General features: G+C 72.7%; 12 protein-coding genes. 6 read left to right on the top strand and 6 right to left on the bottom strand.

The annotated features are described in order from the left end of the window. Window positions 1–83 precede the first annotated feature (83 nt). Together ACWEGE_RS17940 and ACWEGE_RS17935 are read left to right on the top strand one after the other, a co-directional pair. On the top strand, window positions 84–2,630 hold the full coding sequence (locus ACWEGE_RS17940; protein ID WP_449661574.1) for a CHAT domain-containing protein: 2,547 nt from the start codon (window positions 84–86) through the stop codon (window positions 2,628–2,630). 129 nt (window positions 2,631–2,759) lie between these two features. Then, entirely contained in the window at window positions 2,760–3,362 is a 603-nt protein-coding gene (locus tag ACWEGE_RS17935) for a DUF4232 domain-containing protein (RefSeq protein ID WP_449661573.1), read from the top strand. Window positions 3,363–3,484: 122 nt separating this feature from the next. Here ACWEGE_RS17935 and ACWEGE_RS17930 read toward each other — a convergent pair whose 3' ends face one another. Both ACWEGE_RS17930 and ACWEGE_RS17925 read right to left on the bottom strand, forming a co-directional pair. Then, window positions 3,485–4,810, bottom strand: a complete 1,326-nt coding sequence (locus ACWEGE_RS17930; RefSeq protein WP_449661572.1) for a DUF2079 domain-containing protein — start codon at window positions 4,808–4,810, stop codon at window positions 3,485–3,487. Window positions 4,811–4,866: 56 nt separating this feature from the next. Continuing rightward, window positions 4,867–6,198: a sensor histidine kinase gene (locus tag ACWEGE_RS17925; RefSeq protein ID WP_449661571.1), complete on the bottom strand. Its 1,332-nt coding sequence runs from the start codon at window positions 6,196–6,198 to the stop codon at window positions 4,867–4,869. Between the two features lie 65 nt (window positions 6,199–6,263). Here ACWEGE_RS17925 and ACWEGE_RS17920 point away from each other — a divergent pair, with 65 nt between their 5' ends. Further along, on the top strand, window positions 6,264–7,100 hold the full coding sequence (locus ACWEGE_RS17920; RefSeq protein ID WP_449661570.1) for a maleylpyruvate isomerase family mycothiol-dependent enzyme: 837 nt from the start codon (window positions 6,264–6,266) through the stop codon (window positions 7,098–7,100). Window positions 7,101–7,116: 16 nt separating this feature from the next. Here ACWEGE_RS17920 and ACWEGE_RS17915 read toward each other — a convergent pair whose 3' ends face one another. Then, window positions 7,117–8,100 (bottom strand): small ribosomal subunit Rsm22 family protein, encoded by a 984-nt coding sequence (locus ACWEGE_RS17915; protein WP_449661569.1) that lies wholly within the window; start codon window positions 8,098–8,100, stop codon window positions 7,117–7,119. A gap of 146 nt (window positions 8,101–8,246) precedes the next feature. Between ACWEGE_RS17915 and ACWEGE_RS17910 the strand changes: the two genes are divergently transcribed. The 3 genes from ACWEGE_RS17910 to ACWEGE_RS17900 are packed head-to-tail and all read left to right on the top strand — an operon-like array spanning window position 8,247 to window position 10,327. After that, window positions 8,247–8,672: a YciI family protein gene (locus ACWEGE_RS17910; RefSeq protein WP_449661568.1), complete on the top strand. Its 426-nt coding sequence runs from the start codon at window positions 8,247–8,249 to the stop codon at window positions 8,670–8,672. Then, entirely contained in the window at window positions 8,672–9,022 is a 351-nt protein-coding gene (locus ACWEGE_RS17905) for a YciI family protein (RefSeq protein WP_449661567.1), read from the top strand. Before ACWEGE_RS17910 ends, ACWEGE_RS17905 begins: the two co-directional genes overlap by 1 nt. Before the next feature lie 39 nt (window positions 9,023–9,061). Beyond that, window positions 9,062–10,327 (top strand): RNA polymerase sigma factor, encoded by a 1,266-nt coding sequence (locus ACWEGE_RS17900; protein WP_449661566.1) that lies wholly within the window; start codon window positions 9,062–9,064, stop codon window positions 10,325–10,327. Here the strand turns inward: ACWEGE_RS17900 and ACWEGE_RS17895 are convergent. The 3 genes from ACWEGE_RS17895 to ACWEGE_RS17885 are packed head-to-tail and all read right to left on the bottom strand — an operon-like array spanning window position 10,324 to window position 13,385. Beyond that, window positions 10,324–10,875 carry an HD domain-containing protein gene (locus tag ACWEGE_RS17895; protein WP_449661565.1) on the bottom strand — a complete coding sequence of 184 codons (552 nt, stop codon included), beginning with the start codon at window positions 10,873–10,875 and terminating at the stop codon, window positions 10,324–10,326. The genes ACWEGE_RS17900 and ACWEGE_RS17895 overlap by 4 nt on opposite strands. A gap of 9 nt (window positions 10,876–10,884) precedes the next feature. Continuing rightward, window positions 10,885–12,576 (bottom strand): L-lactate permease, encoded by a 1,692-nt coding sequence (locus ACWEGE_RS17890; protein WP_449661564.1) that lies wholly within the window; start codon window positions 12,574–12,576, stop codon window positions 10,885–10,887. A 26-nt stretch (window positions 12,577–12,602) separates the two neighbouring features. Continuing rightward, entirely contained in the window at window positions 12,603–13,385 is a 783-nt protein-coding gene (locus ACWEGE_RS17885) for an IclR family transcriptional regulator (RefSeq protein ID WP_449661563.1), read from the bottom strand. Window positions 13,386–14,190 lie beyond the last annotated feature (805 nt).

Here is a 14,190-nt window from a genome sequence, read left to right as displayed (position 1 = left end):
ATTTCGAGGATTTCGAAGCTGCCTGATACCTCTGACTCGGAGGTACGATCCGGGGCGTCCTTCCCCGGCCGAAAGGGCAGCCCGTGGTCGCGTCGCCGAGGGTCGAAGACCGGGTCCGCGACCTGCACCGGCGGGCGGTCGCCGCGACCAACAACGGCCAGCCGGTGGTCGGGGGACGCCTGATCCGCGCCGCCGCGCGGCTGCTCGGCCTGCCCGCCGCCGCGGCGCCGCCGGGGTGGCCGTCCTGGCCCGACCTCGCGACGCGCGTGCTCGGCACCTACGCGGCCGTCGAAACGGCGCTCGGCAACAGCGCCCGCGGGCTCGCGCTGCTCGACGAGGCCGACGTCCTCGTGTCGGACGCCGGGCGCGGGATCCTGCGCCAGCAACGGGGTCTGGTGTTCATCCTGATCGGCCGGATGGACGAGGCGCTGGTCTGCTTCGACGAAGCCATCCCGTTGCTGCGGCAGGCCGGCGAGTTCGTCGTGCTGGCCAGGACGCTGCTCAACCGCGCGATGCTGCACCAGTACGCCGGGCGCGTCCGGCTCGCGCTCGCCGATCTCGACCAGTGCGAGCAGATCGGCGCGAGCCATCCCGACGAAGAGGGCTTGGCCCGGATCTTCGCCAAGGCCGCGCACGGCCGCGGCCAGGCGCGCGTGCTGACCGGCGACATCCCCGGCGCCCTGCGCGACTTCGACGCGGCGAGCGGGTTCTACGCCGCGCAGAGCGTCGGGATGCTGCCGGTGCTGGCCGTCGACAAGGCGCGGGCGCTGCTGGCCGCCGGCCTGCCGCACGAAGCCGCCGCCGAACTGGACGCGGCGCTCGTGCAGTTCCCCCGGCTGCGGATGAACCAGGAACACGCCGAAGCCGAGCTGACCAGGGCGCTGGCCGCGCTGGCGAGCGGCGACCCGGCGGCCGCGCGCGGCTGGGCCGGTCGCGCCGAACGCCGGTTTCGCCGCCGGGGCAACGAAACCTGGGCGGCGGTGGCGCAGCTGACCGTGCTGCGCGCGGACTTCGCGGCGGGGCGGCGGATCGCCCGCATCGGCGCGGAGGCGACCGCGCTGGCCGACCGGCTCACCGGGCTCGGCCTGCGCAACGACGCGGAGATCGCGGGCCTGCTGGCGGCACGGGCCCGGATCGCGCTGGGGGACCTCGACGGCGCCCGCGCCGCGATCGCCCCGCGCGACCGCCGGAGCGCGCCGCTGGAAAACCGGCTGGTGCGGCGGCTCGCGCTGGCCGAGCTCGGGGCCGCGACCGGCCACCGGCGTGTCACGTTCGCGAACGCGCGGGCCGGGCTGACGCAGCTGCAGCGGCACCGCAGCCGGTTCGGCAGCGTCGACCTGCAGACCGGGACGACGTCGCTGGGCAAGGAACTCGCCGCCGCGGGGCTCGCCGCCGCGCTCGCCCAGCGTTCGCCGGGTGTGGTGTTCCGCTGGCTCGACCGCTCGCGCGCGCAGGCGTTCCGGTTCCGGCCGGTGCGCCCGCCGTCCCACCCGGAGACCGTCGACGCCGTCGCCGAGCTGCGGTTCCTCTCGATGCAGATCCGGGCGGGCGAGCTGGCCGGGAAGCCGGACACCCAGGCCGTGAAGCGGTGTGCCGCGCTGGAACGCGAGATCCGCGCCAAGGGCTGGCAGGCCGAGGGCGTGGACGACAGCCACGCCGAAGCGAAGCTGCGCGAGATCGGCGACGAGCTGGCGGAGACCGGCAGCGCGATGGTCTGCTTCCTGGCCGACCGGGGTGCGCTGTGCGCGCAGGTGATCGCGAACCACCGCGTGGCGCTGGTCGAGCTCGGCCCGGCGTCGGCCGTCGCGGAGCCGGTCGCGCGGCTGCACAGCGACCTCGACGCGTTGTGCGGGCGCCAGCTGCCGCCGCAGCTGGACCGGGTGATCCGCCGTTCGGTGCGCACGCAGGTCACCGCGCTGGACGCGATCCTGCTGGCCCCGCTGGCGTCCCGGCTCGGCGACCTCGACGTCGTCGTCGTGCCCACCGGGGCGCTTTCGGCGATCCCGTGGGGGCTGCTGCCGACGTTGCACGGCCGCCCGGTGACGGTCACGCCGTCGTCGTCGGCCTGGTTCGACGCGGGGCGCCGGTCCGGCCGGGCGACCGGCGCGCCGCTGCTCGTCGCGGGCTCCGACCTGACCCACGCCGAGGCGGAGGTCGCCCGGCTGGCGCCGCTGTACCCGGACGCCGAGGTCCTGACCGGCCCGGACGCGACGGTCGCGGCGACGCTCAAGGCGTTCGACGGCTGCCGCCTCGCCCACTTCGCCGCGCACGGCCACCACGAGCAGGAGAACGTGCTGTTTTCCCGGCTCAACCTGGCCGACGGGCCGTTGATGGCCTACGACGTCCAGCAGCTGGCGACGGCCCCGGAGCAGGTGGTGCTGTCGTCGTGCGACGTCGGCCAGGCGGTGGTCCGCGCGGGCGACGAGGTCCTCGGCTTCACGGCGGCGCTGCTCTACGGCGGCAGCCGCACGGTGGTCTCGAGCGTGGCCAGGGTCGACGACCGCACCGCGGGCGGCGTGATGCTCGCGTTCCACAAGGCGCTGTCGGTGGGCACGCCCCCGGCGCGGGCGCTGGCCGACGCGGCGCAGGCGGAGCCGCTGATGCCGTTCGTGTGCTTCGGCCGCAGCTGACTCCCTTTCCGACGTCCGGCGATCCCGCGGGTTGCGTCGCGGTGATCGATCGCATCCCGGCGCATCCCCGAGGGGCCGCCGGACATCTCTTCCGGTGAGTTCGACCAGTTCGGCGCAGGGAGGAACGTCATGCTCGGCAAGCGCATTTCGATCGGGGCCGCGGCGCTGGCGGGGGCGTTCGCCCTCACGGCCTGCGGGACGACCGGCTCCACGGCGGCACCGGCCGCGAACGGCGGCACGGGCGCCGGTGCCGCCGAGGCCCCCGCTCCCGCCGCGCCGGCCGCGGCGAAGACGTCCGGTACGCCCCGGTGCACGACGGCCGACCTCACGGTCGCCCTGGGCAAGCCGAAGGAGAAGAGCCCCGGCCAGTACGACCTCCGGCTGACCTACCAGAACCTCTCGGACCACACGTGCGGCCTGTACGGCGTGCCCGGTGTCGACCTCGTCGGCCCGGACGACCCGGCCTTCGGCGCGGTGTACCACCTGCCGCGCATCGACAACGGCGTGAAGTACAACGAAGTGACGCCCGGGACCACGGCTTCGGCCACCATCACCGTGCTGACCCCGGACGGGGGCGGCAAGTCCTGGACGCCGGCGAAGCTGAACACGATCCCGCCCGGCCAGACCCGGCCGCTGTCCGCGGACTGGCCGGCGGACCTCCCGGTGCTGCGCCAGGACGCGGCCACCCACCCGGGCACGTATGTCAACGGCATTCTGGCCGATCCGGCCTGACATCACTCGATCGAGTGAAGCGCGGACCCAGGCGTCATTCCTGCCGCGGGGCGCCCTCTTCCTCGGTGCGGCGGTAACCGGCCGGCACGCCCCCCGACTGGCCGGTTACCGCTGCGAGTTCTCTACTCACGGTGGAGCAGCACGACGGAGTCCGTCCCGTCGACCCGTGCATACCCCTCGTCCTCCAGCTCCGCCTGTGCCGCGGCTTTCGTCGCGAGCGTGGTCGGCCAGGACTGTTCCGGCTGGGCGACGACCACCCATTCCGGCCGCCGGTCCGTGACCCCGTCGAAGAACAGCACCGTGCAGCGGGACGTCAGCCGCGGGGCCAGGCGGTTGGACGCCAGTACCGTCGCGCCGTCGGGGATCCGGGCCAGGACCGCGTCGATCCCGGCCCGCTGAGCCGGCGTCCAGACACCGTCGGTCAGGTGCGCCGCCTGCAGGCCGAGCGAAGCCAGCCCGGCGACCACCGCGCACGCCGGCAGGTACCGCCGGAACCCGCCGAACCGGCGGGCGCCGTGCACGCCGGCGAGGAACACGATCGGCATCAGCACCGCGCTGTAGTGGTAGCCCATGCCCCAGTAGCGGTCGTTGGCCGAGACCAGCCGCCACAGCAGCGTCGGCACCGCGAGGACGAGCAGCGGCGACCGCACGGCGGCGAACGCGGTCGGCACCAGCAGGGCCAGCAGCATCGAGACCTTGACGATCGCCCCGCCGAACGGGTTGAGGCCACCGCCGTGCGCGTAGACCCCGGCGGGGTTCAAGGCCGGCAACACGACCAGGAACAGCAGCGCGGACGCGGTGACGCCGAAGCCGATCACCGTCCAGCCGAGCCGCCGCTGCCGGTTGAGCACCAGCACCACGCCGACCGCGGCGAGCGTCAGCGGCAGGTCCTCCTTGACCAGCACGAGCGGCAGCGCGCACCACACCGCGGCCCGCCACCGCCCGTGCAGCAGGTGCTCGGCGGTGAAGGCCAGCATCGGCACGGCGAAGCAGACCTCGTGGAAGTCGAAGTTCACCGCGGACAGCAGCCCCCACGACAGCACGTACCCGGCGCCCACCAGCGCGCCCCGGCGCGTGCCGAGTAGCTCGATCGCGCACCGCGTCACCGGCACCGCGGACAGCGCGAACAGCAGCGCCTGCGCGACCAGCAGGCACCCCGGCGACGGCCACAGCAGGTAGCACGGCGCCAGCAGCGCCAGGATCGGGTGGAAGTGGTCGCCGAGCGTCGGCCGGCCCGCGCCGAGCAGGTCCGACACCGGCCAGTGCCCGTGCGCGTAGGACCGCACCGCCTGTTCGAAGATCCCCAGGTCGAACCCGCTCGCGTCGAACGTCCTCAGCCGTTGCAACGACCAGGCCGCGTACCCGGCGAAGGCGACCGCGGCGACGACGTAGGGAACCGCGCGGCCTTCGCGCGTGCGCGCCGGAGCCGGCGCGAAGTCGATCAGCATGGCGGGATGCTCTTGCGGCCACGCTGAACGGGAGCTTAAGCAGCCTGAAGAAGTCTTCAGGCAAGCGGCAGGCGCAGCTCCAGGCAGGCGCCGGACGAGCTCTCGGCGACGCGCAGCGTGCCGCCGTGCGTCCGCGCGATCTCCGCGGCGATCGCCAGCCCGAGCCCCGATCCGCCGTCGTCCTCGCGCGCACGGTCGTCGTCGAGGCGGACGAACCGGTCGAAGACGCGCTCACGCTCGCCGTCCGGGATGCCGGGGCCGTCGTCCCGGACGGCCAGCACGGCCTGGCCGCCGTCCTCGGCGAGCGTGATCGTCACCCGGCTCCGGGCGTGCCGCTCGGCGTTGTCGACGAGGTTGCGCAGCACGCGCTCAAGCCGTCCCGCGTTCCCTCGGACCACCGGCTCGGCGTCGAGTTCCGGACGCACCTCGACGCCGTCGCGGGGAATCCGCGCGGACAGGTGCCCGGTGACGAGGTCCGCGAGTGCGATGCGGGTGGTGCCGGCCGGCTGGTCGGCGTCCAGCTTGCTGAGCAGCAGGAGATCCCCGGTGAGCGTCTCCAGCCGCGAGACGTCCAGCACGGCGTTTTCGAAGCTGCGGCGCCAGTCGAGCCGGTCGGGGTGGGCCAGCTGGACCTCGAGCTGGGTGCGCATCGACGCCAGCGGGGTGCGCAGCTCGTGCGCCGCGTCCGCCGTGAACCGGCTCTGCCGTCGCACGGACTCGTCGAGCCGCGCGAGCATCGCGTTCATCGTGACGGCGAGCTCGGTGATTTCGTCGCCGGAGTCGGGCACCGGCACGCGGCGGCCGAGGTCCCGCGCGCGGATCCCGTCGACCTCCGCGCGAATGCCGCCGACCGCGCGCAGCGACCGGCGCACGGCGAACCAGGCGACGGCGCCGATGAACAGCGAAGCCGCGGGCACCCCGCCCCAGAGGAGCTGCCGGGCGGTGGCCACGGTCTCGAGGCCGACCGGGTCGAGCTGCTCCGCGGACACGACCGCGTAGCGGCGGTCCTTCGTCCGCGCGGTGCTGTACAGCTGGTCGTCGAGGCCGAACGGCTCGACGATGACGCAGTCCGGCCCGTAGACCCGGACCGGCTCGTCGTCCCGGAACTCCTTCGGGCTGCCGAGCGAGCAGTCGGCGGCCTCCCGGCTGATCAGGTACCCGCCGCCCTTCGGGTACCGCGTCGGGACGTCGGCCGGGGCGACCCCCGAGTTCAGCAGCGCGAGCAACGCGTCGGCCTTGTCGCTCGCCCGGGCACTGGCGTTGGGTTCGAGGCTGCTCTGCAGCGCGTTCACGAACCAGAACGACCCGAGGCCGAGCACCACGGCCGACGCGAGCGCGGCGAAGAGGGCGACCCGCCACCGGGTCGACCGGGGCAGGAACCGGGCCATGCCCAGAAGATAACCGCACCTTCGGAGATCCGGGCCGGTGTGCCGGCGAGCTAGCGTCGGAAGCCGTGACGGTCGAACGGTGGCACCAGGTGCGCGCGGCCCTGCCCGAGGTCGGCGGCCGGTTCGCGGACCTGCTGACCGGCGTCCGCGACCCGCACCGGAAAGCGCTCGGCGAGTGGTCGATCGCCGAAGCGGCGTCCCACGTGGGGATGATCGCGCTGATGTACCCGGCGATGATCCGCGGCGACGGCGGCCCGCTCCCGCTGCCGGGTCTCGAAGAGCCGATCGACTCGGCGAGCGTCGACACGATCTCCCGGATGAACGCGCTCGCGCTGGAGCTGTACCCGGAACGCGACCCGGTCCGCCTGGCCGCGCGGCTGCGCGCGGACATCGCCGAGGTGCTGCTGGTCAGCGCGGACCTCGACCCGGAGAAGCCGGTGTGGTGGCTGGGCGGCTCCCGCGTGCCGGTCGCGGGCGTCCTCGCGCACCTGGTCAACGAGATGCTGATCCACGGCCTCGACATCGCCCGCGCGATCGGGCAGCCGTGGCGGATCCCCGCCCGGCTGGAGGCGCTGTTCCTGGAGCTGTTCCTGTTCGGCATGGCCGCGAGCGGCATGGGCCACCTGCTCGACGACGCGACGCCGTCACCGCGCCGCATCGCGGTGGAGTTCCGGTCGGCGTACACGACCCCGGCGGTATTGGCACTTCAGCACGGAGAGCTGCGCCTCGAGCGGCCGGACGGCACCGCGGACGTCCGCCTGCGCTTCGACCCGGCGGTACTGGTGCCGATGATGTTCGGCCGGGTGTCCCGCGTCCGCGCGGTGCTCACCGGCGGCGTCCGGATCGGCGGGCCGCGCCCGTGGCTGCTCCCGGAGTTCCTGCGGACGGTCCGGATGCCCTAGGGATTTGCCGGCCGGATCAGGCTGTGGGCCAGCCGTCGCCCCACTCGGCGTCCCGGGCGGCGCGGTACCGCGGGCCCTGCTTCTTCGAGACGGCGACCGCGGGCTGCAGACCCTCGGAAGCCGTGCACAGGTCGAGCGCGACCCACCCCTTGTGCTTCTTCGGGTGCCGGATGATCCGCGCGTCCGCCCGCCGCGGCGGGGTCCGCGACGCGACGACGTAGGAGAACTTCTCGTCCTCGAAGCCGAGCGTGCCCGCCTTGAGCTTCCGGTGCAGCCCCGAGCGCGGCAGCCGCGCGGCGAAGTGGCACCAGTCCTCGCCGGGCACGATCGGGCAGGCGGCGTCGTGCGGACACGGGGCGACGACGTGCAGGCCGAGTTCGACCAGCTGTGCGCGGGCGGCGCGGATCCGCTCGTAGCCGGCCGGCGTTCCGGGCTCGACCAGCGCGACCGTGCCGGCCTTGGCGGCCAGCCAGCGCACGACGCCGTCCCGGGTCGGGTCCGGGAGCTCCCCGAGCACGTAGGACAGCGTGACCAGGTCGGCCTCGGGCGACGGCGCGGCGGGGTCGACGAACCCCCGCCGCCACTCGGCGCCCCGGACCGCGGCCAGGTCGCTGCCGGCGGCGAGCCGCTTGCCGAGCCCGATGGCCCCGGCGACCTGCTCCAGCACGGCGCACTCGGCCAGCGACGGCCACACGCCGGCGGCCGCCCACACGGCGGCACCGGTACCCCCGCCGACGTCGATCTGCGTGCGCGGTGCGAAGTCGGGAGCGCGCAAAGCGGCTTCGGCGAGCACAGCGCGCACGGCGGCGTAGGTCGCGGGCATGCGGTAACCCGCGTACGCGGCGACGTCGGCCTCGGAGCCGAGGATCGGCGAAGCCGCGGCATCACCTCGGCGGTAGCGAGTGCTGAGGCGATCGACGGACTGGGTCAGCCGGGCCACGGGGTGCCGGGCCAGCTCGGCGTCGAGCGCGGAGGAGAGATCGTCGGGGAGTACCGCCACGGCTGACGATTCTCCCCTGTCCGGATTGCCCGCCCGACCCGGCCCTGAGCTGCTACTTTTCCCGCGCGAAAACTTTTCCGCGGAGCAGGTCGATCCGGCGCCCGGCCGTTCGACGCGTAGGCAGAAGCGAACGAAGGGAGACCGCGGTGCGGTTCATGGTGATCGTCAAGCAGAACGAAGACTCCGAGGCGGGCAAGGGCCCCAGCGCCGAGCTGCTGGAGCAGATGGGGAAGTTCAACGAGGAGCTGGTCAAGGCCGGCGTCCTGCTCGCCGGCGAAGGGCTCACGCCGAGCTCGCAGGGCGCGCGGGTCGTCTTCTCCGGCACCGAGGAACCCAAGGTCGTCGACGGCCCGTTCGCCGAGACCAAGGAGCTCGTCGGCGGGTTCTGGATCCTGCAGTGCCGCGACCGCGACGAGTGCATCGAGTGGGTCAAGCGGATGCCCAACCCCGAGGGCCAGGCCGGCGAGGTCGAGATCCGGCGCGTCGCCGAGGCGGCCGACTTCGAGAACATGACGCCGGAGGTCGAGGCGCTGGAAGGCAGGCTTCGGGCGGAGAGCGCCAAGGAGGCCTGATGCGCTTCATGGTGATGGTCAAGGCGAGCCCGGAGTCCGAGGCCCCCGGCTTCCAGCCCGGCGCCGAAGAGCTGGCCGAGATGGCGCAGTTCAACGACCGGCTGTTCAAGGAGGGCCGGATCGAACTCGCCGAGGGGCTGACCTCGAGCGCGGAAGGCGTGCGCGTCCTCTTCCGGGGCGACGCCGAGCCGAAGGTCATCGACGGGCCCTTCGCCGAGACCAAGGAGCTGATCGCGGGGTTCTGGGTGCTCAGGGGCGAGTCGCTCGAGGAGGTCGTCGCGCTGATGAAGCAGGCGCCCAACCCCGAAGCCAAGGGCGGCGTGGTGGAGATTCGCCAGATCAGCGAGTAGCGGGTTGCACCGCGGAAGATCACCCTGTCTGATGGCCGGGTGACGGTTGCGGACGCCCGGAGAACGGTCGAGACGGTCTGGCGGATCGAATCGCCGCGGCTCATCGCGGGCCTGGCCCGGATGGCCCGCGGCGACGTCGGTCTCGCCGAAGAGCTCGCGCAGGACGCGCTGGTCGCGGCGCTGGAGCAGTGGCCGGGCTCCGGCGTGCCCCGCAACCCCGGCGCCTGGCTGATGACCATCGCCAAGCGCCGCGCGGTCGACCAGTTCCGCCGCAACGAGCGGTACGCGGAGAAGCTCGAAGAAGTCGGCCGCGACCAGCGGCTCGGCGAGGGCGTGCTGCCCGACTTCGACGCCGCGCTCGACGACCACATCGAGGACGACGTCCTCCGCCTGCTGTTCGTCGCCTGCCACCCGGTGCTGAACACGCAGGCGCGGGTCGCGCTGACGCTGCGCATGCTCGGCGGCCTGACCACCGACGAGATCGCGCGCGCCTTCCTGGTCCGCGAGTCGACGATCGCCCAGCGGATCGTCCGGGCGAAGAAGGCCCTCGCCGCGGCGAAGGTGCCGTTCGAGGTGCCGGAGGGCGACGAGCGCGTCGCCCGGCTGTCGTCCGTGCTGGAAGTCGTCTACCTCGTGTTCAACGAGGGGTATTCGGCCACCCGCGGCGACGACTGGATGCGCCCGGCGCTCTGCGAGGAGGCGATGCGGCTCGGCCGCGTGCTCGCCGGGCTGATGCCGGGCGAGTCGGAGGTCCACGGCCTGGTCGCGCTGATGGAGCTCCAGGCGTCCCGCTCGAAGGCGCGCACCGGCCCGAACGGCGAGCCGGTGCTGCTGCTGGAGCAGGATCGCTCCCGGTGGGACCGCTTCCTGATCCAGCACGGCCTCGCGGCGCTGGCGTTGTCCGAGCAGATCGCCGAGGGCGCGTACGGCCCGTATTCGGCCCAGGCGGCGATCGCGGCCTGCCACGCGCGGGCGCGGACGGCCGAGGAGACGGACTGGCACCGCATCGCGGCGCTCTACGAAGGCCTCGGCAAGCTCCAGCCGTCCCCGGTGATCGAGCTGAACCGCGGGGTGGCGGTGGCGATGGCGTACGGGCCGTCAGCGGGTCTCGAAGTGGTTGACGCGGTCGCCGACGACCCGGCGCTGAAGGACTACCACCTGCTCCCGAGCGTCCGCGGCGACCTGCTGGAGAAGCTCGGCCGGCACGCGGAAGCCGAGCAGGAGTTCCGGCGCGCGGCGGAGATGACGGAGAACTCCCGCGAGCGCGCCCTGCTGCTGGACCGCGCGACGGCGGTGGCCGGCTAGCGTCCCCGCCAGGCGAGCGGCGACAGCGTCAACGCCGCCTCCGCGACCTTTCGCGCGGTCTCCGTCTTGAGGCCCTTCCGCGCGGACTCGATCCACTCGTCGACCGGCCGCACGCCGACGTCCCGGTATTCCAAGGCCTGCAGCAGCATCTCCAGCTTGTCGGCGTCCTTGGCGCACAACGCTTCCGCCGACTCCCGGGTCTCGTACTCGTCCACCGCCGACCGCACCAGCTCCCGCGACCGCGCGGGCAGGGCCGCCGTCTGGTCGGCGGTGATGTCCCGCGGCTCCGGCTTGCGCAGGTAGTCCGCCGCCGTCAGCGGCAGGTCGCCCGTGCGGGTCTCCTGCGTGTCGTGCCACAGCGCGAGGAACGCGGCCCGCTCGGGGGACGCGCCCTCCTCCGCCGCGATGAGCGCCGCGAGCTGGGCGGCGCGCAGGCTGTGCTCGCCGACCGACTCCGGGTCGCGGACCCCGGCGTGCCACCAGCCGGACCGGCGGACGCGCTTCAGCAGTCCCAGTTCGTACCCGAAGGAGGCCAAGGATGCGCTCATCCACCCAGCCTAGGGCGACGGGATCATCGCCGTCAGGACCGTCGCCTGGAGCAGGGAGATCACGCCGACCACCGCGGTCAGCAGCAGCGACCACAGGAACGTCTGCCGCAGCAGCGAGCCCTCCTTGCCGCTCTGGCCGATCGCCGTCGCGCCGATCGAGAGGTTCTGCGGCGAGATCATCTTGCCCATCACGCCACCCGAGGTGTTCGTCGCGCCGGCCAGGATCGGGTTGAGGTTCAGCTGCTGCGCCGAGATCACCTGCATCGGGCCGAACAGGCTGTTCGTCGACGCGTCCGAGCCGGTCAGGAACACGCCCAGCCAGCCGATGTAGGCCGAGAACAGCGGGAACACCGCGCCGGTCGTCGCCAGGGCCAGGCCCAGCGTCTGCGTCGCGCCCGAGTAGTTCATCACGAACGCGATCGCCAGGATCATGAAGATCGTCGCCAGTGCCCAGCGCATCTGGTGCAGCGTCTTCCGGTACGTCGTCAGCAGCAGTTTCGGCCGCCCGCCCATCGCGAGCCCGGCGAGCACCGCCGCGATCAGCGCGACCGTGCCCGGCGAGAACAGGAAGTCGACGGTCAGCGTCGCCGCGTACGGCGCGTTCTTCGCGGTGATCGGCGGGTGCTGGACGACGTGGTTGTGCAGCCCCGGCCAGGCGAAGATCCAGTCGGCCTTGTGCAGCAGCTTGGTCAGGTCGAGCCAGGTGGGGAGGTTCTTGAAGATCGTGCCGATCCGGGACAGGAAGATCGCCAGGATCAGGATGATGTAGGGCGTCCACGCGTACAGCGCGCCGCGCTCGGCCTGCGCGGCGCCGAGGCTCTTGGCGGCCGGCGCGGCCTCCTCGCCCTCGAAGCGCCAGACCGTCGCGGGCTGCCAGAACCGGGTCAGGATCCACAGCGCGGCCATCGCGGTGAGCGCCGCGAGGACGTCGACCAGGCTGGCGCTGATGTAGTTGGACGCGACGAACTGCATGGCCGCGAAGGCGAGCCCGGCGGTCAGCACCGCCGGCCACACCTCGAGCATGCGCTTCCAGCCGGCCAGCACCACGACCAGGAACGCCGGGATGATCAGCGCCAGCACCGGGACCTGACGTCCGACGGCCGCCGAGAACAGCTCGGTCGCCTGGTCCTGCTTGAGGTGCATGATCGGCGCGGTCAGCCTGCCGAGCACGATCAGCGGGTTGCCCAGCCCGCCGAACGCGACCGGCGCGGTGTTCGCCAGCAGCGCCAGCACGACGGCCTTCACCGGAGGGAACCCGAGCGCGGCCATCATCGCCGCGGTGATCGCGATCGGCGACCCGCCGCCCGCGACGCCTTCGAGCAGCGCGCCGAAGCCGAACGCGATGAGCAGCGCCTGCAGCCGCCGGTCTTCGCTGAACCCGGCGAGCACCCGCTTGATCGCGTCGAACCGCCCGGTGGCGACGGTGACGTTGTGGAAGTACACGGCGTGGAAGGCGATCCAGGCCACCGACCACACGCCGAACACGACGCCCATCGCGGCGGCGTCGAACGCCAGCGCGGCGGGCATCCGGTAGAGCAGCAGGGCGACGCCGAGCGCCGTCACCAGTGCCAGCGCCGCCGAAAGGTGCGCGGAGAAGCGGATCACCCCGAGCGAAACCAGCAGCACGATGATCGGGAGCGCGGCGAGCAGCGCGGAAACCCACAGCCCGCCCGCCGGCTGGTAGTCCTGGATCCAGGTCACGTCGGCTCCTTTGCCGGGGTGAGTGCTCAGGCGGGCCGGCTCCGCACGTACCCGAGCCGCAGGGACAGGGCGGCGGCGGTCCCGGCGACGGAGGCACCGAGTTCGTCGAGCCGGCGCAGCACGCGCGGAGCGGGCCCGGCGATGCTGATGGCGGCGATCGGCCGCCCGGAGTGGTCCCGCACGGCGGCGGCGACGCACCCGACGTCCGGCTCGTTTTCGACCTCGTCGATCGCCCAGCCGCGGCGGCTGGTCTTCGCGAGCTCGTCGAGCAGCCGGTGCGGGTCGACGATGGTCCTGAGGGTGAGGGAGTCGAGCTTCATCCGCCGGATCCGTTCGAGCCGGTCGGCCTCGGGCAGCGCGGCGAGCCACGCCTTCCCGAGCGACGTCGCGTGCTGCGGCCGCCGCGTGCCGAGCCGGCAGGCGAGGGTGACGGCACTGGCACTGCGTTCGGTGGCGACGTAGACCATGGTGTCGTTGTCGGGAACGGCGAGGTAGGTGGTCTCCCCGGACCGTTCGGCGAGCGACGCGAGGTACCGGGGAGCACACCGGTGCAGATCGGTCGCGGCCATCGCCCGCGCCCCGAGTTCGACGAGCCGGGTGCCGAGCCGCACCCGCCCGGTGACCTGGTCGGCCTCGAGGTATTCGAGGTTCTTCAGGGTGCCGACGATGCGGTAGGCGGCGCTGCGGGAAAGCCCCAGTTGCCGCGCGATCGCATTGGTGGAAATCTCCTGGTGCCGGCCCACGTGCTCCAGCACCGCGAGCCCGCGTTCGAGAGTTCCGCTTTGTTCAAGCCCGCGCTCCGGTCCCACGCTGCCCTCCGTTGGACGTTTTCCCGCTCAGCGGTACGCCTTTCCGCTGGCTGGGGTTGGACGGTAACACCTCCGATGAATGTTCGGTAGATCTTGGAATAACTCGCAATAATGCGAGTAGTTGTGGATGCTAATTGGTACAACATCCGATGGTTAAGTTTCCTACCTATGGCGGTTGTGCTGGTCTTGGGGGGTGTTCGGCGGGTTCTGGTTGTTCATGTCCGTGAATGGATGGGTTGTCCACGGGGGTGGTGCAATGTGGACAAAGCGGGTTGGGGTGGGGTTCTTTTGCCGGTTGTTGTCGGGGTGCGGCGATACGCTGGAGACGGGGGGCGCCCCCGCGGGGGTTTGGTGAAGTTGGGTTCTTCTGGGCTGGTCTTGACTTGTGGGTGTGGCCGGCTTGGGTGGGCCGGGTCGGCTTGGAGGTGTGGCCGGCTTGGGTGGGGCGGGTCGCCTCGGCTGGGAGGCCTTCGCTCTGCTGTGCGGCTGGTGTGGGTGGTGCTAGGTCGCCTTGGTCTGTGCCCACCACCCCGATGTCCGATTGTGACTACGGCCGGCAGCACCGCGTCAAGGCGGGAAAGCGTGCCTTGACCCGGTACTGCCGGCCGTGTTGGGGCTTCGGATCGGGGTGCTGGGAGGGGGCTGGGTGGGGTGCGGGTTGGGCTGTCCGCGTCCCGTTCGGGCCGCTGCGAGGCAGCTGGATGGGGTGCGGGTCTTGGTGTCCGCGTGCCGTTTAGCTGGTCAGGCGGGGTTGAAAACTGGCGGTCCGGCTCTGCCGGAGTCCTGGTGGGCCGTCCGGGGGCAC

This window comes from Amycolatopsis sp. NPDC004747 (assembly GCF_053601335.1).
This window is presented reverse-complemented; position numbering and strand designations above follow the sequence as displayed.